The 19,858-nt window shown below is 66.8% G+C and carries 16 protein-coding genes; 8 read left to right on the top strand and 8 right to left on the bottom strand.

What is annotated here, in order from left to right; all coding sequences use genetic code 11:
• Positions 1–380: 380 nt before the first annotated feature.
• From NGB94_RS12765 to NGB94_RS12745, 5 genes are all read right to left on the bottom strand, one after another.
• The gene (locus NGB94_RS12765) at positions 381–614 is read right to left on the bottom strand and encodes a hypothetical protein (RefSeq protein WP_325791034.1); all 234 of its coding nucleotides are present in this window, start codon (positions 612–614) and stop codon (positions 381–383) included.
• A 326-nt stretch (positions 615–940) separates the two neighbouring features.
• The gene (locus tag NGB94_RS12760; RefSeq protein ID WP_325791038.1) at positions 941–2,005 is read right to left on the bottom strand and encodes an adenylate/guanylate cyclase domain-containing protein; all 1,065 of its coding nucleotides are present in this window, start codon (positions 2,003–2,005) and stop codon (positions 941–943) included.
• A 70-nt stretch (positions 2,006–2,075) separates the two neighbouring features.
• Entirely contained in the window at positions 2,076–2,639 is a 564-nt protein-coding gene (locus NGB94_RS12755) for a PH domain-containing protein (protein WP_325791033.1), read from the bottom strand.
• A gap of 31 nt (positions 2,640–2,670) precedes the next feature.
• Complete coding sequence (locus NGB94_RS12750) at positions 2,671–3,558, bottom strand: biotin--[acetyl-CoA-carboxylase] ligase (protein ID WP_325791032.1); 888 nt, start codon at positions 3,556–3,558, stop codon at positions 2,671–2,673.
• Between the two features lie 62 nt (positions 3,559–3,620).
• Positions 3,621–4,469: an NAD(P)-dependent oxidoreductase gene (locus NGB94_RS12745; protein ID WP_325791031.1), complete on the bottom strand. Its 849-nt coding sequence runs from the start codon at positions 4,467–4,469 to the stop codon at positions 3,621–3,623.
• Between the two features lie 358 nt (positions 4,470–4,827).
• Between NGB94_RS12745 and NGB94_RS12740 the strand changes: the two genes are divergently transcribed.
• From NGB94_RS12740 to NGB94_RS12720, 5 genes are all read left to right on the top strand, one after another.
• Positions 4,828–6,423, top strand: a complete 1,596-nt coding sequence (locus NGB94_RS12740) for an acyl-CoA carboxylase subunit beta (protein WP_325791030.1) — start codon at positions 4,828–4,830, stop codon at positions 6,421–6,423.
• On the top strand, positions 6,420–6,704 hold the full coding sequence (locus NGB94_RS12735) for an acyl-CoA carboxylase subunit epsilon (protein ID WP_325791029.1): 285 nt from the start codon (positions 6,420–6,422) through the stop codon (positions 6,702–6,704). Before NGB94_RS12740 ends, NGB94_RS12735 begins: the two co-directional genes overlap by 4 nt.
• Positions 6,705–6,722: 18 nt before the next feature.
• Entirely contained in the window at positions 6,723–8,441 is a 1,719-nt protein-coding gene (locus tag NGB94_RS12730; protein ID WP_325791028.1) for a DUF885 domain-containing protein, read from the top strand.
• A gap of 350 nt (positions 8,442–8,791) precedes the next feature.
• On the top strand, positions 8,792–10,132 hold the full coding sequence (locus NGB94_RS12725) for a dicarboxylate/amino acid:cation symporter (protein WP_418910651.1): 1,341 nt from the start codon (positions 8,792–8,794) through the stop codon (positions 10,130–10,132).
• Between the two features lie 85 nt (positions 10,133–10,217).
• A complete protein-coding gene (locus NGB94_RS12720) occupies positions 10,218–10,841 on the top strand; it encodes a nucleoside triphosphate pyrophosphatase (protein ID WP_325791026.1) in 624 nt (207 codons plus the stop codon).
• Positions 10,842–11,051: 210 nt separating this feature from the next.
• Here the strand turns inward: NGB94_RS12720 and NGB94_RS12715 are convergent, their stop codons facing one another.
• Positions 11,052–12,017, bottom strand: coding sequence for a hypothetical protein (locus tag NGB94_RS12715; RefSeq protein WP_325791025.1), 966 nt, complete (start codon positions 12,015–12,017; stop codon positions 11,052–11,054).
• A 192-nt stretch (positions 12,018–12,209) separates the two neighbouring features.
• Between NGB94_RS12715 and NGB94_RS12710 the strand changes: the two genes are divergently transcribed.
• Positions 12,210–13,994, top strand: coding sequence for a biotin carboxylase N-terminal domain-containing protein (locus NGB94_RS12710; RefSeq protein ID WP_325791024.1), 1,785 nt, complete (start codon positions 12,210–12,212; stop codon positions 13,992–13,994).
• Between the two features lie 113 nt (positions 13,995–14,107).
• On the opposite strand, the gene NGB94_RS12705 is transcribed toward NGB94_RS12710, so the two are convergent.
• Both NGB94_RS12705 and NGB94_RS12700 read right to left on the bottom strand, forming a co-directional pair.
• Entirely contained in the window at positions 14,108–15,508 is a 1,401-nt protein-coding gene (locus tag NGB94_RS12705; RefSeq protein WP_325791023.1) for an MFS transporter, read from the bottom strand.
• Positions 15,509–15,754: 246 nt separating this feature from the next.
• Positions 15,755–17,158 carry an NAD(P)H-quinone dehydrogenase gene (locus tag NGB94_RS12700; RefSeq protein WP_325791021.1) on the bottom strand — a complete coding sequence of 468 codons (1,404 nt, stop codon included), beginning with the start codon at positions 17,156–17,158 and terminating at the stop codon, positions 15,755–15,757.
• A gap of 94 nt (positions 17,159–17,252) precedes the next feature.
• Between NGB94_RS12700 and NGB94_RS12695 the strand changes: the two genes are divergently transcribed.
• Entirely contained in the window at positions 17,253–18,056 is an 804-nt protein-coding gene (locus tag NGB94_RS12695; RefSeq protein WP_325791019.1) for a purine-nucleoside phosphorylase, read from the top strand.
• Positions 18,057–18,080: 24 nt separating this feature from the next.
• On the top strand, positions 18,081–19,841 hold the full coding sequence (locus NGB94_RS12690) for a phospho-sugar mutase (protein WP_325791018.1): 1,761 nt from the start codon (positions 18,081–18,083) through the stop codon (positions 19,839–19,841).
• Positions 19,842–19,858 lie beyond the last annotated feature (17 nt).

Genomic DNA, 19,858 nt, shown 5'->3' with positions numbered 1-19,858 from the left:
GGCGGGGTGCGGGCGGGCGGCGTTGTGGCCGGGCAGGGTGCGAGACCGGGGGCGTTGGAGCCGGGCGGTCGGGCGGGGGTCGGGCGGGCGGAGTCGGTCCGTCAGCAGGCCGGAGCCAGCTCTCCCCTAGGCCAGGATGCCCTCCGTTTTGGGACATTCCTTCCAGTTCGGGACTTTCCTGCCACGGCGCCGCGCAGGAAAAGCACAAACTGGCAGGGAAGTCCCGAAGTGGAGGGAATCCAGGGCGAGGATGCCATGCTGCGGCACAATCGCTCCGGTTTGGGACAAATCGGACGACGCGTACCCGCCGAAACTGCCAAACCGGAGCGATCGTCTTCCGGACGGGCGGCGGACACGGCCGTCACCAGCTGCTGCGATGCCTACCCTTCATCCGGGCCAGGACGGCGGCGGATCTTCAGCATGCCGGCCCGGCGGCGGTCCCTGGAGACTTTGACCAGCAGCAGAATCGTGGCGACAGCAGCCCAGGCGACGGCGAACAGGATGCGGGGCAGGGAAGTTCCGGGCAACGCAAAGACAAGGGCTAGCACGTACAGCAGCCCGATCTGGGCCCAAGACGGATCACGGTACCTCCAGCGCCTGCGGTCCTCTCCCATTCCCGCAGTCTAAAGGGACCATGCGCTCATCAGGCGGCGGCAGCAGAGCCCCGCTGACGAAGGACGGGAGGCCGTGCAGTGTTCCTCCTGGCGCGGAGGCTTCCATCCTGTGGGGCGATACCGCTGTATAGGCCCCTCCGTCGAAATCCTGTGCTGCAATAACGTCCCTCTGAACCCGCGAAGGCGACGGCACTGCAACACAGGACGACGAGACCCACCACAAAACGACGGTACTGCGACACAGGATGCCCAGCCCGAACCAGCCCAGCCCCACCACGGCCAGTCGAGCCACACTGCGACCGGCCACAGCAGGTTTCGAAAGGAACCTAGTCCAGGACAAGCCCCGGGCCGGCGCCGCGGGCCAGGGTCACCGGATGGATTTCGCCGAAACCGCGCACGTTCCGCGGGGAATGCGGGATCAGGATAAACCGCTCGTTGTTCCGCAGGGCCGCTGCCGTGGAGGCGTCCGTGAGGACGGTGCCGGGTTCGGCGAGCGAAGTCAGCCGCGATGCGAGGTTCACGGTGGGCCCGTAGATATCGCCCAGGCGTGAGAGCACCCGGCCCCACACCATGGCCACCCGGGCCGACGGCAGCAGCTCATCCTCGGTGAACGCCTTGGCCAGCGCCAGGGAAATTTCCGCCCCGGCCTGCGGAGTCTCTGCGTTAAAGAGGACTTCGTCGCCGATGGTCTTCACCAGCCGGCCGCCGCCCACGGAAATGATCTCGGAGCATTTGTGCTCGAAGCGCTGGACCATCTGCGCCAGGGTCTTCTCGTTCATCTGCCGCGAGAGGCTCGTGTAAGACACCAAATCGGCAAAGCCGACGGCGCGGGCCAGCGGCAGCGGATTGTCATCGGTGTCCGACTCGTGGCTCGCCAGGCCCGCCTCGGCCCGAAGTGCCAGCCGCTGGACGGCAGCGTTCAGCTGCCGTTTCCAGGCGTAGACCAGCGTCTTTTCCAGCGGTTCGATCAGGTCCGGCAGCGCAGCGACCAGCCGCTTGCGCGCCTCGGCGTCGGTAATTCCGCGCTGGACCACCATTTCCTCAACCAGCGCTTCGATCTGCCAGACCACCATGCGGTCCGTCATCTGGCCGATCGAGCGCATGATGGAGATGGCGGCTTCCTCGGTCAGGCGTTCTTCCCGGACCAGTTCAATCACGGTGCTCAGGGCGTCCCTGTCCGCTTCGGTGAAGAACACGGCGTCGTCGTCGAGGTTGGGGAAACCCATGGCACGCCAGAGCTTGCGGGCAGAGAGCAGGGAGACGCCGGCACCGGCAGCAGCTTCGCGCCGCTTCAGCGTACGCGGCCCGCCAATGAGCTGCGCTTCCAGCCGGCGGACGTCTTCGCGGTCGATCGCCCCGCTACCCTCAGGCAGCACGGGTTTGTCAGGCATCGGCACCGCGTTCATCGAGAGTGTCAGCGGCTCGGGCTCGGCGGCACCCTCCGGTGCGTCCTGGCCCTGCTCACTCATCGGTGCTCCATTCGTCGTCGTAGCCCGTGCTTCCTTCAATATCTACACCATCGAACATAACGGTCATTGGCAGGTCTTCTATGGTGGCCAACACAATTGACTTGAACCGGTGGACCTCCGGCACCGAGGGGTAGTCGATGATCCGGTCCCGTCCCAGGTCGATGCGAAGGGTGCCCGACCGCTGCATCCGTTCCGCGATTCCCTGCCGGGCCTCCAACTGGTAGATCGAGGCTAGCGGCAGGTCGTGCTCACGCCGCCGCAGAACTCCGCGGCGGTGGATCATCCGGCGGTTGGTCAGCACGTACCGGGTGCCGTTCCAGCGCAGCACGGGAGGAAGGCAGAAGCGCAGCAGGACCAAAAGCACCACCAGAACGACGGCGGGCCCCAGCACGGGCGCCCATTCCGCCAGCTCTGCGGGGACGGTGTCCCGGCCCAGGTACCCAAGGGCAAAACCACCGAGAGCACAGGTGAGAACGGCCAGCAGCACTGGCCCGGCCAGCGGCCCCGCATGCGGGCGGGCCGCCACGATCACCTGCTCCCCCGGCTCCAGCCTCATCCGCACCGGAATCCGGTGACTCGAATCCGGGTCATGCCTGCGCGGGCCTCAAATGAACGACGTCGGCAGCCGTGACGGTGTGCCGCTGCCCGGCTTCCGTGTCCACAACCACCAGGCCGCCGTAGGCATCCAGTTCCACGGCCCGGCCGGTCAGCGCCCCTCCGCCGGGCAGTTCGGCCCGGACCGGCTGGCCCAGCGTCACCATGCGTCCGGCCACCCTGTCCCGCAGGCTGACGCCGTCCGGCCAGGGTGCCAGGGCATCGCCTTCGACGGCGCAGAAGGACCGGTAGTCCCCAGCCAGCTGGAGCAAATAATCCTCAAGCAGCACGTTCCGGTCCGTGGTGGAGGCGTACTCCATCAGCAGGCTGGTGGCGGTGGGAACGGGCTGGTCTTCGTCAGTCAGTGAGACGTTCAGTCCGGTACCGACCACCACGGCGGGTGGATTGCCGGAGGTTTCCGGAACCAGCTGGGCCAGCACTCCGGCGAGTTTCCGTCCGTCCACCAGCACATCATTGGGCCACTTCAGCCGCGGCTCGACGCCGGTGCGGGCCGCCACGCTTTTGGTCAGTGACAGCGCTGCCAGCAGGGACAGCCAGCCGTAGGCCTGAGTCGGCAGCGGCCGCCCTTCGGCATTGACCGGGCGGAGCAGCACGCTGACAAAAAGCGAAGACCGTTCCGGGGCCTGCCAGCTGCGGCCCAGCCGCCCGCGGCCGGCGGTCTGCAGCTCAGCGGTAAGCACGGACAGATCCGGGTACTGCGAAGGAACCAGCCGTGCGGCGTCGGCCAGGTCTGTGTTGGTGGAGCCGGTTTCGGCAACGACGTCCAGCCGCGCCAGGGGCCCTTCGGGGGCCACAAGGCGGCTCTGGAGCCGCTCCGGTTCCAGGGGCGGACGCTCCATGCTGGAGTAGTGCAGGTGCATGGTTCCGATCTTACGCGTACCCTCCCCCGGAGCCCTGTGAGCCAAGCGGCCCGCCGGATCGGCTAGAGGAAGAAATCGGCCATCAGCTTGTCCTCGGGCGCGCCCAGGCTGTACTTGGCGAAGTCGGTGACGCCTTCCTCGCGCAGCACCTCTTCGTCGGTGTAGAAGTTGCCGGTCGCTTCCCGGCCGGAGCGAGTGAGGATCGCATGGGCGGCGTCGGCCATGATGTCGGCGCTGCGGGAAACGCGCGCCAGCTCCGAGCCGCCTGGCATGTTCCGGATGGCTGCGGTGTCGATCGAGGTGCAGGGCCAGAGCGAGTTCACGCCGATCCCGTCCTCCTTCAGCTCCTCCGCCAGGCCCAGTGTGGTCAGCGACATGCCGTACTTGGCCATGGTGTAGGCGAGGTAGCTGCCGGCCCACTTCGGGTCCAGGTTCAGGGGCGGGGAGAGGGTAAGGATGTGGGCATTGTCCGATTCCCGCAGCACCGGAAGGGCTGTCTTGGAAAGCAGGAAAGTACCGCGGGCGTTGATGTCCTGCATGAGGTCGTAGCTCTTCATGCTGACGTCGTCCGTCTTGCGCAGGTCGATCGCGGAGGCGTTGTTAAGCACGATGTCGATGCCGCCGAAGTGCTCTGCCGTGGCAGCCACTGCGTTGGCTACGTCTTCGTCGCGGCGCACGTCGCCGATGATCGGCAGTGCCTTCCCGCCGGCTGCTTCGATCTGCTCGGCCGCCGTATAGACGGTGCCTTCCAGCTTGGGGTGCGGCTCTGCCGTCTTGGCGAGCATCGCAATGCTGGCACCGTCGGCGGCGGCCCGGAGAGCGATGGCCAGGCCGATCCCGCGGCTGCCGCCGGACATCAGGATCGTGCGTCCGGCCAGCGAACGCGAAGAAGAGGGTGTGTTCGAAGTCATACGGACAGGGTAATGCACCCGCGGGAAAAATGTTACTCGTCAGTAACATCGGCGAGAGCAGCGCCGGTGGCGTGGCAGCAGCAACCCCCGGGCAGCCGCGAAGGGAAGCAGGCATGCCCGCCCGAAGAACCTTGCAGGTGCGTGGCTCGGCGGCCGGCTGTCAACCCGCAGGGCCGCTTTTCACTGCGCCAAGGCTCAGGGACACAAATTGTAGGTTTCCTACACCCGGGATGCGTGTTGGTGCTCACTAGACTGGGGGAATCGCCCGCACGCTTGTAAGAAACCTACTGAACCCGCCGCGTGGCACCCCCGGGCGGCGATCCGCACGCCGTCCGTCACACCCAGCACCGGAGAGTAAATGAGCATCGACCAGGACCTCGATCTGCAGACAACTGCCGGGAAGATCGCCGACTTCCGGCGCCGTCAGGCCCAGGCAGAGGCGCCCTCCGGAGCCGCTGCGATCGAGAAGCAGCATGCCCGCGGCAAGCACACCGCCCGCGAACGCATCGACCTGCTCCTGGATGAAGGCTCCTTCGTCGAATTCGATGCGCTGGCCGTCCACCGGTCCACTGCGTTCGGCATGGAAAAGAAGAAGCCGCTCGGCGACGGCCTCGTCTCCGGCTACGGCACCGTGGACGGACGTCCGGTGGCGGTCTACAGCCAGGACTTCACGGTTTACGGCGGTTCCCTCAGCCAGGTCAACGGCGAGAAGATCGTCAAGGTCCAGGAATTCGCGCTGCGCAACGGCTGCCCCGTGGTCGGCATCCTCGACGGCGGCGGAGCCCGCATCCAGGAGGGTGTTGCTTCCCTGGCGATGTTCGCCGATATCTTCCGCAACAATGTCCACGCGTCCGGCGTCGTACCCCAGATCTCGCTGATCATGGGCCCGTCGGCCGGCGGCGCCGCGTACTCCCCCGCACTGACCGACTACGTGGTGATGGTGGACAAAACCTCCCACATGTTCATCACCGGGCCGGACGTCATCAAGACCGTCACCGGCGAAGACGTGGACATGGAAACCCTGGGCGGCGCCCGCCAGCACAACGCCACCACCGGCACCTCCACCTACCTCGCCTCCGATGAAGAGGACGCCGTGGACTTTGTCCGCGAGCTGCTGGACTTCCTGCCCAGCAACAACCTCGCCGAGGCGCCGCTGGCGCCCTTCGACCAGGACCCGGAGCCCAACGACGGCGACCTGGCCCTGGATGAGCTGATCCCGGACTCGGCCAACCAGCCCTATGACATGCGCACCGTCATCGAGCAGGTCGTCGATGACGGACACTTCCTGGAGATGCAGGCCCTCTACGCGCCGAACGTCATCATCGGCTACGGCCGGCTGGAAGGACATACCGTCGGCGTCGTTGCCAACCAGCCGATGCAGTTTGCCGGCACCCTGGACATCGCGGCCTCGGAGAAGGCTGCACGGTTTGTGCGCAACTGCGACGCATTCAACATCCCCATCCTGACCTTCGTGGACGTGCCCGGGTTCCTGCCCGGCAAGGACCAGGAGTTCCAGGGCATCATCCGCCGCGGGGCCAAACTGCTGTACGCCTACGCCGAGGCCACGGTTCCCAAGCTGACCGTGATCACGCGCAAGGCCTACGGCGGCGCTTATATCGTCATGGGTTCCAAGAAGCTCGGAGCAGACCTGAACCTGGCCTGGCCCACAGCGCAGATCGGCGTCATGGGCGCGCAGGGTGCAGTGAACATCCTCTACCGCGGCCAGCTTGCCGCGGCCGCGGCCGAGGGGCGCGATGTCGAGGAAGTCCGCCAGGACTACATCACCGCGTATGAAGAGGAACTGCTGAACCCGTACCAGTCGGCGGAGCTCGGCTACGTGGACGCCGTCATTGCGCCCTCCGAAACCCGGCTGCAGCTGATTCGCGGCCTGCGGGTGATGCGGGAGAAACGGGCCACCCTGCCGCACAAGAAGCACGGAAATATTCCGCTGTGAGCGTCTTCGGCTACGACCCCGAACCCGCTGCTCCGGCCGATCCGGCCATGGCAGCGGAGCCGTTCCTGCAGGTCATCTCCGGGAACCCGACAGCGGAGGAGCTGGCGGCGCTTACCGCCGTCGTTATTGGCCTGGGCGGCTCTTCGGCGGACCCCGGACCCGCTCCGCAAACACCGTCCGGCCTGGACCCGGCACGCACCCGCAGGGCATGGACACGGCGCCGGGCACTCAGCCTGCAGCCTGCTCCCGGACCGGGCTCGTGGCGGCGCAGCTACCGGTGAGGCGCTACGCTCGGAACTGTGACTGAACAGACAACCTCACCAGATAACCTGTCCAACGCCGGTTCGCGCACCCCCACTGCGATTGACGCCGTCGCCGAAGCTTTCACGGAGAATCTGCTCACGCTGGATCCGTCCTTTGCCACCACGCTGGGCATTCCGGGACACGAAACCGAGTACGGCGACTACTCCCCTGCCGGCCTGGAGTCCATGGCCGAGGCGATGCGGGAAACCCTCGAGCGCCTTGAGGACCTCCAGCCCGCGGACGACGTCGACCGCGTAACCCTCGATGCCATGCGCGAACGGCTCGGACTGGCCCTGGAGATCCACGATTCCGGCTGGGACCTGGCAGACCTGAACAACATTGCCTCCCCCGCACAGGACATCCGCGCCATCTTCGACCTCATGCCCACGGACACCGTGGAGGCCTGGGAGCACATCGCCGGCCGCCTGCATAACCTGCCCGACGCCGTCGCCGGGTACATCACCTCGCTGCGCCACGGTGCAGAGCAGGACCGCGTGGCCGCCCGCCGCCAGGTTCGGATCGTCATGGAACAGGCGGCGAAGTACGCCGAGGACGGCGGTTTCTTCGACTCCTTCGCCTCCGGCGCCAAGCTGGCCGACGGCACCGCACTGCCCGAGCACCTGCAGGCCGCTTTGAAGGAAAACGCCGACGGTGCCCGCGCCGCCTACCGTTCGCTCGTCAGCTTCCTGGAAACCGAGCTGCTGCCCGTGGCACCGGAAAAGGACGCGGTCGGCGCTGAGCGCTACGCACTGTTCTCCCGCCAGTTCCTCGGTTCCGCCGTGGACCTGGAAGAGACCTACGCCTGGGGCGTGGCTGAGCTGGACCGCATCATCGCTGAGCAGGAGGAGGTGGCCAGCCAGATCAAGGAAGGTGCCTCCGTCCGCGAAGCCATGGACCTGCTCGACGCCGATCCCGAGCGCCAGCTGCACGGCACCGCCGAGCTGCAGGCCTGGATGCAGGAACTCTCCGACCGCGCGGTCGCCGAGCTCTCCGAGACGCACTTCGAGATCACCGGCCCCATGCGCCGGCTGGAGTGCATGATCGCCCCCACCAATGAGGGCGGCATCTACTACACCGGCCCGTCGGAAGACTTCTCCCGCCCCGGCCGCATGTGGTGGTCCGTCCCCGAGGGCGAAGACACCTTCACCACGTGGAAGGAAACCACCACGGTCTACCACGAGGGTGTTCCCGGCCACCACCTGCAGATCGCCACGGCCACCGCCGCCAGCGACACGCTGAACAGCTGGCGCCGCAACGTCTGCTGGGTTTCCGGCCACGGCGAAGGCTGGGCACTGTACGCCGAGCGGCTGATGGAGGAACTGGGCTACCTCTCCGATCCCGGAGACCGGATGGGCATGCTGGACGCGCAGCGGATGCGTGCCGCCCGCGTGGTCTTCGACATCGGTGTTCACCTGGAGCTTGAGATTCCGGAGCGCTGGGGATCGGGCACCTGGACTCCTGAAAAGGGCTACGACTTCCTGAAGCAGAACATCGCCATCTCCGAAGGCCAGCTGAACTTCGAGTTCACCCGCTACCTCGGCTGGCCGGGACAGGCACCGGCCTACAAGCTGGGCCAGCGGCTCTGGGAGCAGATCCGGGACGAGGTGCGCACCCGCGAAGGCGACGCCTACGACGCGCGGACCTTCCACACCCGCGCCCTGCGCCTGGGCTCGGTGGGCCTGGACACGCTGCGCCGGGCGCTGCTGGAGAACTAGCATCCCCGAAACGCCCGGCCGGGTTTTCCGGCCGGGCGTTTTTTGTGCTGCCCTTCGGGTCGCCGCCGTCCCGTCCCCGATGGGACAATGGTCACAGTGCGTCCGGGAATAAGATTTATGTTCGGCGGCCCCGCGCCACAGAATGCTTTTCCGCCCCGGATTCTCAGGGCACCCGACCCCCTGGCCGCGTAACATTTCGCAATACCGAAAATGCTCTGGTAATGGCTGCCGTCTAGCATCGAACGGTGACATCACCACAGACCTCCCCACAGTCCCCCGCCGCAGCCGAGACCCGGCGCAGGCTTCCGCGCTGGGCCACATCGTTTGGCCCGCAGATCATCGCAGCCCTGCTGGTCGGCCTCGGCCTGGGCCTGCTGGCCAAGAACATGGGCACCGTCGACGGCGAGCCCAACTGGCTCACCACCACGCTGTCCACGATCGGCTCGAGATACGTCTCGCTGCTGAAGGCCGCCGTGGTTCCCCTGATCTTCACCGCCGTCGTCAGCTCAATCGCCAACCTGCGCCAGGTGTCCAACGCCGCCCGGCTGGCCTGGCAGACGCTGCTTTGGTTCGCCATCACCGCGCTGATCGCCGTCGCAATCGGCATTGCGCTTGGCGTTCTCCTGCAGCCCGGCGCCAACGCTGATGCCACAGCCCCGGACGGGTACGACGGCGGCACCGGCAGCTGGATCGGTTTCCTCACCGGCCTGATCCCGGGCAACTTCCTGGGCCTGACGGCGTCCACCACCGAAACCCTGACCACGTCGCTGAACTTCAACGTGCTGCAGGTGCTGGTTATCGCCATCGCCGTCGGCATCGCCGCCCTGAAGGTCGGCAAGCCCGCTGCTCCCTTCCTGGCCCTGAACGCCTCGGCACTGGCCGTCATCCAGAAGGTCCTGTGGTGGATCATCCGCCTGGCGCCCCTGGGTACCGTCGGCCTGATCGGCCGTGCCGTCGCCACGTACGGATGGGACACCATCGGCTCGCTGGGTACCTTCACGCTGGCCATCTACCTGGGCCTGGCCCTGGTGCTGTTCGTGGTCTACCCCGTGCTGATCAAGGCCCACGGCCTCTCGGTGCGCCAGTGGTTCTCCGGCGCCTGGCCGGCCATCCAGCTCGGCTTCGTCTCGCGCTCCTCCGTGGGCACCCTGCCGCTGACGCAGCGCGTCACCGAGCGGAACCTCGGCATCCCCCGCGCCTACGCTTCGTTCTCCGTACCGCTGGGCGCGACCACCAAGATGGACGGCTGCGCCGCCATTTACCCGGCCATCGCAGCGATCTTCGTGGCACAGTTCTTCGGCATTGACCTGAACATCGGGCAGTACCTGCTCATCGCCGTCGTTGCCGTCCTGGGCTCCGCGGCAACTGCCGGCACCACCGGCGCCGTCGTAATGCTGACCCTGACGCTCTCCACCCTGGGCCTGCCGCTCGAGGGTGTAGCGCTGCTGCTCGCCGTCGACCCGATCCTGGACATGGGACGCACCGCGGTGAACGTTGCCGGCCAGACCGTGGTGCCGACCATCGTGGCCAAGCGCAACGGCCTGCTGCAGCCCGAGCTGTACGACGCCAAGCGCAACGGCGACCCGTTCGATGACGACTCGTACACCGAGACCCCTGATGCGGACGAACTTTCGTCCCAGAAGGACACATCCGAAACAACCGCTTCGGCGGGAGCCGCGAACAGAGGGTAAGGTTTTCCCTGCTCGCACTTTTCAGGAGAACGGCCGTCCCACTGCTGGGGCGGCCGTTCTTCGTTTGCCCACTAGGCTGGGAGGCGTGACTGAACTGATTCTCGCCTCCGCTTCCCCGGCCCGCACCAAGCTCCTGGCCAACGCCGGCATTGCCCACCGCGTGCTGGTTTCCGACGTCGACGAAGACGCGGTGACCGCCCGCTACGGCCTCACCGACCCGCACGACACCGCCCTGCTCCTGGCCCGCGCCAAGGCCGAGGCCGTGGCGTCCCTTCCGGAATCAGAGGTCGCGCTGGTGCTGGGCTGCGATTCGGTGTTCGAGTTCCAGGGCGAGGCACACGGCAAGCCGTGGGAGCCCGACGTCGCCCGCGAACGGATCCGCCGGATGAGCGGGAACGTCGGGGTGCTGCATACCGGCCACTGGCTGGTCGACTGCCGCGACACCGATGAGGACGGCTCCGGTGCCACCCTTGGCGCGGTCAGCTCGGCCGAGGTTCATTTCGCGAAGCTGCTCGACGACGAGATCGAGGCCTACATTGCCACCGGTGAGCCCCTGGAGGTTGCCGGTTCCTTCACGATCGATTCCCTGGGCGGTGCCTTCATCGAGAAGGTTGTCGGGGATCCGCATGCCGTGGTGGGGCTTTCGGTTTCCACGCTGCGTCATCTGCTGGCCAGTGCCGGAGTTGGCGTGACTTCGCTCTGGAAGTAGGGCCTGGGGGGCGGGGGCGGTGCGCCGGCGGTGCCGACGGTGCCGCCGCGGGTCGGCGGGCGGCCAGCCAACCTTCGGGGAGATAACGCCCCTCAGCGTCCCATCCTGCCAACTTTCGGGCAGATAACGCCGCTTAGCGTGAGCTCTAACTGCGACAACTCACCGAAGGTTCAGGTGCAGGGTTTCCAAAGTGCAGTATCTCCCCGAAGGCTATGGACCAGCTGAGCGCGTCCAGCCACCCAGCTTCAGGCCACGTGCAACCTTTCCGGCCACCCAACCGGAGCCCCGGCGCATGTCCAGGGCGGACACCTTCACTTGATGCCAGCCCAGCTCGCTCACCAGGAGGTCCCGGTTGTGGTCGCGGAGCTGCTGTTCACGGGTCAAGTGATGCTCGCCGTCGTACTCCACACAGGTCCGGAACTCCGGACACCCAAGATCGGACCAGACAACAGGCCGCCCGGCGTCGTCCAGCAGCGCAAAGTTGGGGTGGAAGGCTGGAAGCCCGGCGTCGTGCAGCATTAGCCTCAGGTACGTCTCGGGAGGTGAATCGACCCCAACGCACAACAGTTCCAGGGCTCGGCGCGCAGCACGAATCCCCGGATTTCCTGCCCAGCCCAGGACACGTTCTCTGAGCTCAGCCAGTGAAACAACCGCAGTCCGCGGTCTGCCATAGCTGCGGCCGTGCTCCGACACCAGCCAGTCTCCGGCAGCCACCATTGCGGGAAGCGGCAAGAGCCTTGCGAGATCAAACCAAGTGCGGGCAGGAGACGTGACACTGAGTCCCTGTTGGAAAAGCACCACATCCTCCGGTGTTAGCGCGAGCCGGTGGCACCGTACGTTCCTCCGCCGGGCTCCCGGCTTGTCCGGCCCACGCGCCAGATGCAGCACAGGGTCGTCCCGGTACGGCGCCGGGAGCGGGATTCCGTGCAGCAGCGCCGCCGACGTGTGGCTGAGGACGGCATCAGGCAGCAGCTGCAGGTACGGCCGGGCACGGGCCGCCAGCCCGGCAGGCCCGTCCCCAGCACCACCGTCCAAGGCCCGCGGTACCCGGATCCCCCGGCTCGGAATCCGCAGGTCTGAGGCACGGAGCCGCCCCTCGGTCAGCCCCGCCTGCAGCGCATCGGCAGCCAGGAACGGCTCAGAGAACGACGGCGGAAGCGGCTTAGGCGTACGCATCCCCCAGTTCTACCGGCGGGCCCGCGCGGCTGCCGCAGTTGTCCACAGACCCACACAGGTCGCTACACCACGACACCTTTGTAGGGTCCCCACAACTAAAGACGCCGCCCCACGCAGAAACAGCACGGATTATGGCGGGACACAACAAAACCGCGCTACGCTCCCAAGAGATCAAAGGAGCCAGTGCATTTCATGAGCCAGTTCACCCCCGCCCCGCTGGGCAAGGTCCTGATTGCCAACCGCGGTGAGATTGCCGTCCGGATTATCCGGGCCGCCCGCGACGAAGGTATCGGTACGGTCGCCGTCTACGCCGAGCCCGACAGGGACGCCCTGCACGTCCGGCTCGCCGACGAAGCCTATTCCCTCGGCGGCAGCACCGCCGCTGACTCCTACCTGGACATGGAGAAGGTCCTGGCCGCGGCCGCGCGGGCCGGTGCCGACGCCGTCCACCCCGGCTACGGTTTCCTCTCCGAAAACGCCGAGTTTGCGCGCCGCGTCATCGACGCCGGCCTGACCTGGATCGGCCCGCCGCCTGAAGCCATCGAACAGCTTGGCGACAAGGTCCAGGCACGGCACCTGGCGGCAAAGGTTGGCGCACCGCTGGTCCCGGGAACCTCAGATCCTGTCTCCAGCGCCGATGAGGTCCTTGCCTTCGCCGCCGAGCATGGCCTGCCCGTCGCCATCAAGGCAGCGTTCGGCGGCGGCGGGCGAGGCATCAAGGTTGCCCGCACGCTGGAAGAAATCCCCGAGCTCTACGACTCGGCCGTCCGCGAGGCCACCGCAGCGTTCGGCCGCGGCGAGTGCTTCATCGAGCGGTTCCTGGACTCCCCCCGCCACGTCGAGACCCAGTGCCTGGCAGACGCGCACGGCAACGTCGTCGTCGTATCCACCCGCGACTGCTCGCTGCAGCGGCGCAACCAGAAACTCGTCGAGGAAGCACCGGCGCCGTTCCTCAGCGAGGAGCAGACGCGGCGCCTCTACGAGTCGTCCAAGGCCCTGCTCCTGGAAGCCGGCTACCAGGGCGCCGGCACGTGTGAGTTCCTGGTCGGAACCGACGGCACCATCTCCTTCCTGGAGGTGAACACCCGCCTCCAGGTGGAGCACCCGGTCTCCGAGGAAGTCACCGGCCTGGACCTGGTCCGCGAACAGTTCCGGATCGCCCGCGGCGAGGAGCTGGGCTACACCGATCCCGAAATCCGCGGCCACTCGATCGAGTTCCGCATCAACGGCGAGGACGCCGGCCGCGGCTTTATGCCCTCCCCCGGCACGGTTGAAACCCTGCGGCTGCCCACCGGACCCGGTGTGCGCGTCGATTCGGGCATCGAGGCGGGAGAAACCGTTGGCGGCAACTTCGACTCCATGCTCGCGAAGCTGATCGTCACGGGTGCCACCCGCACCCAGGCGCTGCAGCGCGCCCGTCGTGCCCTGCAGGAAATGGAGATCACGGGCCTGCCGACCGTGCTGCCCTTCCATGCCGCCGTCGTCGCGGATCCGGCCTTCGCCCCCGAAGAGGGTCCGTTCAGCATCCACACGCGCTGGATCGAGACTGAATTCAACAACACGATCTCACCGTTCAGCGGTGATCCGGCAACCGGGAACGACGACGACGCCTCCCGCCAGCGCCTCACGGTAGAGGTGGGCGGCAAGCGGCTTGAGGTCGTGCTGCCCGCCGGCCTGGCCTCGATCGCAGGCCGGGGTGCAGCCTCACCCAACGGCAAGCAGCGCAAGGGCCGCTCCCGGTCTGCCACCGCAGCTGCCACCGGCAACGACCTGACTTCCCCCATGCAGGGAACCATCGTGAAGGTTGCGGTCGAGGACGGCGCCCAGGTGGCCGAGGGTGACCTGATCGTGGTGCTCGAAGCCATGAAGATGGAGCAGCCGCTCACGGCGCACAAGTCCGGAACGGTCAGCGGCCTCTCCGCAGCTCCCGGGGCCACCGTGACCGCCGGTGCGGTCATCGCAACCATCGTCGACTAGCAGGCTGCCGGCCCCGCGGCAGGCATCCGCGGGCACCGCCGCTCCCGGTTACACACAAACAAGAAGGCCCGGATCCAATCGGATCCGGGCCTTCTTGCGTTACAGCAGGCGAACTAGCTGGAGTGGTTTACGTAGTCCACGTCCTTGGTTTCGCGGGTAACCCACAGCGCGATGAAGGTCAGCACAGCCATCGAGGAAAGGTAGACACCTACCAGCCAGGGGCTGCCGTCTGCGGCCTGCCACAGGGCCACGGCGATGAACGGAGCAACGGCTGCGCCGAGGATCGAGGAGACGTTGTAGGCGATCGCCGAACCGGTGTACCGGACGTTGGTCGGGAAGAGCTCGGGCAGGACAGCACCCATCGGACCGAAGGTGAGGCCCATCAGCGTGAAGCCGATGATCAGCAGTGCCATGGTGCCCACGAAGCCGCCGCCGAACAGCGGATCGAACGCGAAGCCGAAGGCGAAGATCGCGGCGGTGACCCAGAGCAGGGTCTTGCGGCGGCCGTGCTTCTCGGCCAGCGGACCGGCGACCATGGTGAAGATGCCGAAGAAGACGACGCCGACAATCAGCATGATCAGGAAGTCATTGCGCGCGTAGCCCAGGCCTGACGCGAAGGAGTCCGGATCGAACGCCTTGCCGGCGGCTTCCGCCTTCGCAGCAGCTTCTGCCTCCGTCTTGGCGGCGGTGCCGTAGGAGAGGGTGAAGGTGGTCATCAGGTAGAAGAGCACGTAGGTGGCCAGCATGATGAACGTGCCGGCGATCATCGGGCGCCAGGAGAACTTGAACGCAGCGGCCAGGGGCAGCTTGCTCACTTCGCCGGAATCGACAACCTTCTGGAAGGCCGGGGTTTCCACCAGCTTCAGGCGAACGTACAGGCCAATGATGACCATGACGGCGCTGGCCAGGAACGGGATGCGCCAGCCCCAGGACATAAACGCTTCCTCGGAGAGGTTGAAGCTCAGGATCAGGAACAGGCCGTTGGCCAGGATGAAGCCGATCGGAGCGCCCAGCTGCGGGAACGTGCCGTAAATGGCGCGCTTGTTGGCCGGGGCGTTCTCGGTGGCCAGCAGGGCTGCACCGGACCACTCGCCGCCGAGGGCGAGGCCCTGGGCGAAGCGCATGACAACCAGCAGTGCCGGCGCCCAGAAGGTCCAGCCGGGCATGTCTGCGGTCGGCAGGCACCCGATCAGGAACGTGGCAATACCCATGGTGAGCAGGGACGCCACGAGTGTGCCCTTGCGGCCCACCTTGTCGCCGAAGTGCCCGAAGACGATGGATCCAAGCGGACGCGCGATGAATGCCACGCCAAACACGGCAAAGGAACTCAGCAGCGCGGTGACGCCTTCTGCGTTCGGGAAGAAGAGGATCGGGAAGACCAGGACTGCGGCCGTCGCGTAGACGTAGAAGTCGTAGAACTCAATGGAGGTTCCGACCAGCGACGCTACGATCACGCGACCGCGTGAGTTTGCGGGTGCCTTTTCGGTTGCGGCACTTGGTGTGTTTGTTGACATGGCGAGTCTTTCGGGTGCGGTTGGAAAGTAGGTTCATCCTAGAACCCGGCGTCCGCCATTCGGACATTGGTCCACAATGTGGACGTAACGTTGGACAAACCTCGGATTTCCGCGCCAAAAAGCCCGCGTCAGGCACGCCGAAAACGTCCGTAAGCGGGCTTCCCACCCCTCGAGATGACGGAAACTGCCCGTATCAAGGCTGATACGGGCAGTTTCTGTCATCTCGTTTGTGGGCGGGAGCCTCCGCTAAATGTGCACGTGCAGCCGGCGTGCTGCTTCGGAAATCGAGCCGGTCAGCGACGGGTAGACCGTGAAGGTGTTGGCGACGTCGTCGACGTGTAGCTTCTGCGTGACGGCCAGCGCGATCGGGAAGATCAGCTCCGAGGCCCGGGGACCGACGACGACGCCGCCAATCACCGTTCCGGATCCCTTGCGGGCAATGATCTTCACGAAGCCTTCTTTCACGTCCATCATCTTGGCCCGCGCGTTGGTGTGCAGGGAAAGCTTGATGACGTCGCCCTGGTAGCGGCCGGCATCGACGTCGGCTTCGGAAACACCCACGGAGGCGATTTCCGGCGACGTGAAGATGTTCGAGGCCACCTGCTTGAGCCGCAGCGGCTTGACGCTGTCCCCCATCAGGTGCGCAATCGCAATGCGGCCCTGCATGGCGGCCACCGAGGCCAGGTTGAACACGCCGGTGCAGTCGCCCGCGGCGTAGACGTTGGGAGCGGTGGTGCGGGAAACGCCGTCGACCTTGATCTGGCCGTTGTCATCCAGCGCGATGCCGGCTTCCTCCAGCCCGATTCCCTGCGTGTTGGGAATGGCGCCGACGGCGACCAGGCAGTGCGAGCCCTCCACGGTGCGGCCGTCCGAGAGGGTGACCAGCACGCCGTCGCCGGTGTTCTTCACTGAGTCTGCGCGGGACCGGGAAAGCACCGTCATGCCGCGGGCCTGGAAGACATCTTCCAGCACGCGGGCGGCGTCGGCGTCCTCTCCGGGCAGCACCCGGTCGCGGCTGGAGATCAGGGTGACGCGCGAGCCCAGGCCGTTGTAGGCGGATGCGAACTCGGCGCCGGTGACGCCGGAGCCGATCACGATCAGGTGCTCGGGAACCTCAGTGAGGTTGTAGATCTGCTTCCAGGTGAAGATCCGCTCGCCGTCCGGCATGGAGGTCTCCAGCTCACGGGGGTTGGCGCCCGTGGAAATCAGCAGCGCCTCGGCTTCCACGGTGCTGGTGGTGCCGTCGTCGGCGGTCACTTCGATGGTGTGGTTGTCCAGCAGGCGTCCGGCGCCGGGCACAACGTTCACGCCCATGCGCTCGAGTGTGCGGCGGATGTCATTGGACTGTTCACGCGCCAGCGCCAGCAGGCGGTGGTTCACCATTTTCAGGTCCGCGGTCACCGGGCTGGCATCGCCGAAATCGACGCCCAGGCTGGAGGCCGAGCTGAAGCGCGTCATCACGTCAGCAGTGGCAATCAGGGTCTTGGAAGGCACGACGTCGGTAAGTACGGCGGATCCGCCCAGGCCGTTGCGCTCCACAATGGTGACGTCCGCCCCCAGTGATGCTGCCACCATGGCGGCCTCGTACCCGCCGGGACCGCCGCCGAGGATCGCAATTTTTCGGGCAGTGAAATCTAGTTGGCTCGTCACAACTGTCCATTGTGTCTCATCCGGGGAAAGCGCTCAAACGGGTCATCCGGGGCGCGCACCGGCAGGCACTGCCAACACACGGTAAGTTGTACGGGTGAGCAACGACGAACCCTTTGAACTTGCCCGGCACGCTGCAGCGTACATTGCCGAGAAAACCGGCGTACCCAGCCATGACATCGCCCTGGTCCTGGGCAGCGGATGGGGTGAGGCAGCCGAACTGATCGGCGAAACCACCGCCACCATCCCGGCGTCGGAAATCCCCGGCTTCTCCGCCCCCGCGGTGCAGGGCCATGTGGGAACCATCCGGTCCATCCTGACTCCCGGCGGCAAGCGCGCCCTGGTGCTGGGTGCCCGTACCCACTACTACGAGGGCAAGGGCGTGCGCGCCGTTGTCCACGGCGTACGCACGGCCGCCGCTGCCGGTGCCAAGGTCATGGTGCTGACCAACGGCTGCGGCGGGCTGAACCTCGATTGGAAGCCGGGCACCCCGGTGCTCATCAGCGACCACATCAACCTCACGGCAACCTCGCCGCTGGAGGGTGCCACGTTCGTGGACCTGACAGACCTCTACTCTCCCCGCCTGCGCGACCTCGCACGCACCGTGGATCCGAGCCTGGCCGAGGGCGTCTACGCGCAGTTCCCCGGCCCGCACTACGAGACGCCTGCCGAAGTCCGGTACGCCAAGACCATCGGCGCCGACCTCGTGGGCATGTCCACCGCCCTGGAGGCCATTGCCGCCCGCCACGCCGGCATGGAGGTGTTCGGCATCAGCCTGGTCACCAACCTCGCCGCGGGCATCAGCCCCCAGCCGCTCAGCCATCAGGAAGTGCTGGAAGCCGGTGCCGAAGCAGGCCCGCGCATCTCACGCCTCCTGGCCGGAATCATCGGCGCCCTCTAGCCGGACACCTATATAGGACACCCCATGAGCTTGACCGCCAACGAACGCGACGAACTGACTGCCGTTGCCCGCCAGTGGGCGGACACCGACCCCGACCACGCGACAGCCGCCGAGCTGCGCGCGCTGCTTGAAGAAGCTGCGGCGGAAGGGGAAGCGGCAGAAGCAGCACTGGATGAACTGGCAGACCGTTTCTCCGGAACCCTGGAGTTCGGTACCGCAGGCCTGCGCGCCGCCCTCGGTGCCGGGCCCATGCGGATGAACCGCGCCGTCGTCCGCCGCACCGCCGCCGGGATTGCGTCCTTCCTGCAGGACAAGTCCGAAGGCTGGACGCCCAGCGCCGTAATCGGCTACGACGCCCGCTACAACTCAAAGGCCTTCGCCCTCGAGACGGCAGCGGTCTTCAGCGCCGCGGGCATCGAAGCGTTCCTGCTGCCCTGCACACTCCCGACGCCGGTGCTCGCCTACGCGGTCCGGGCGCTGGACACGGATGCCGGGGTGATGGTCACGGCCAGTCATAACCCCGCGCAGGACAACGGCTACAAGGTGTACCTGGGCGGACGGACGGTGAAGGGCCCGGGGCGCGGAGCGCAGATCGTCCCGCCGTACGACGCCGAAATCGCCTCACGCATCGACTACACGGTGCCGCTGTCATCGATTGAGACCGCGCCGGAAGGCTGGACGGACGTGTCCGAGTCGATCGTGGCCGACTACATCAACGCCGTCGACGCACTGGTGTCCCGCGACGGGTACCCGGCCCGGGACCTGAAGATCGTCCTGACGCCGATGCACGGTGTGGGCGGGGAGACCATGACCGCTGTGCTGCGCGACGCCGGGTTCACGTCCGTGAAACTGGTGGCAGCGCAGGCCGAGCCGGATCCTGACTTCCCGACTGTCGCGTTCCCCAACCCGGAGGAGCCCGGCGCCCTGGACCTCGCCGTCGCCATGGCAGCGGAGACCGGGGCGGATATTGTCCTGGCCAACGACCCCGACGCCGACCGCGCCGCCGTCGCTGCCAAGGACCCGGCCACGGGCGAGTGGCGGATGCTGCGCGGAGACGAGACCGGAGCCCTGCTGGGCGCCCACCTCGCCACCCGAATCCGTTCCGGGCACCTGAAGGTTCGCGGCAGCGCCGGCCGCTCCCCCGTTTTTGCCAACTCGATCGTGTCTTCCCGGCTGCTGGCCCGGATTGCTGCTGCCGCCGGTTTTGCCCACAAGGAGACGCTCACCGGGTTCAAATGGATTTCCCGGGTGCCGGGTCTGGTCTACGGGTACGAGGAAGCGCTGGGATACTGCGTAGCCCCGGGCCTGGTGCGGGACAAGGACGGCATTTCCGCCGGACTGCTGATCGCTGAACTGGCCGCCTCGCTGAAGGCCTCCGGGCACACCCTGTTCGACATGCTGGATGACCTGGCACTGGAACACGGCCTGCATGCCTCGGACCAGCTCTCGGTCCGGGTTTCGGACCTGGCACTGATCCCGCAGATGATGACCCGGCTGCGCGAGCAGCCTCCCGCGTCCCTCGGCGGCTCGCCCGTGATGTCTGAGATTGACCTCTCCGCGGGTTCGTCGGACCTGCCCCCGACCGACGGACTGCTTTACCTGACCGGGGACGATACCAGGATCATCGTGCGGCCCTCCGGCACGGAGCCGAAACTGAAGTGCTACCTCGAAGTCATCGAGCCGGTCTCCGGCCGCGGAGAACTCGCGGCCGCGCGCTCGGCCGCTGCGGAACGCCTGGCTGCTGCGAAGAAGGACATCGCGGAAGCGCTGGGACTGGACGCCTAGCAGCTCCGGCGGGCGGG

This window comes from Arthrobacter koreensis (assembly GCF_035792275.1).
Lineage (GTDB): Bacteria > Actinomycetota > Actinomycetes > Actinomycetales > Micrococcaceae > Arthrobacter_B > Arthrobacter_B koreensis_A.
Note: the sequence above shows the minus strand (reverse complement) of the source record. Positions and strands in the feature narration are given on the sequence as shown.

Coding starts and splice junctions, on each gene's coding strand:
- NGB94_RS12765 (WP_325791034.1), bottom strand. CDS start 614: ATGGGAGAGGACCGCAGGCGCTGGAGGTACCGTGATCCGTCTTGGGCC.
- NGB94_RS12760 (WP_325791038.1), bottom strand. CDS start 2,005: ATGCCTGACAAACCCGTGCTGCCTGAGGGTAGCGGGGCGATCGACCGC.
- NGB94_RS12755 (WP_325791033.1), bottom strand. CDS start 2,639: ATGAGGCTGGAGCCGGGGGAGCAGGTGATCGTGGCGGCCCGCCCGCAT.
- NGB94_RS12750 (WP_325791032.1), bottom strand. CDS start 3,558: ATGCACCTGCACTACTCCAGCATGGAGCGTCCGCCCCTGGAACCGGAG.
- NGB94_RS12745 (WP_325791031.1), bottom strand. CDS start 4,469: ATGACTTCGAACACACCCTCTTCTTCGCGTTCGCTGGCCGGACGCACG.
- NGB94_RS12740 (WP_325791030.1), top strand. CDS start 4,828: ATGAGCATCGACCAGGACCTCGATCTGCAGACAACTGCCGGGAAGATC.
- NGB94_RS12715 (WP_325791025.1), bottom strand. CDS start 12,017: ATGCGTACGCCTAAGCCGCTTCCGCCGTCGTTCTCTGAGCCGTTCCTG.
- NGB94_RS12710 (WP_325791024.1), top strand. CDS start 12,210: ATGAGCCAGTTCACCCCCGCCCCGCTGGGCAAGGTCCTGATTGCCAAC.
- NGB94_RS12705 (WP_325791023.1), bottom strand. CDS start 15,508: ATGTCAACAAACACACCAAGTGCCGCAACCGAAAAGGCACCCGCAAAC.
- NGB94_RS12690 (WP_325791018.1), top strand. CDS start 18,081: ATGAGCTTGACCGCCAACGAACGCGACGAACTGACTGCCGTTGCCCGC.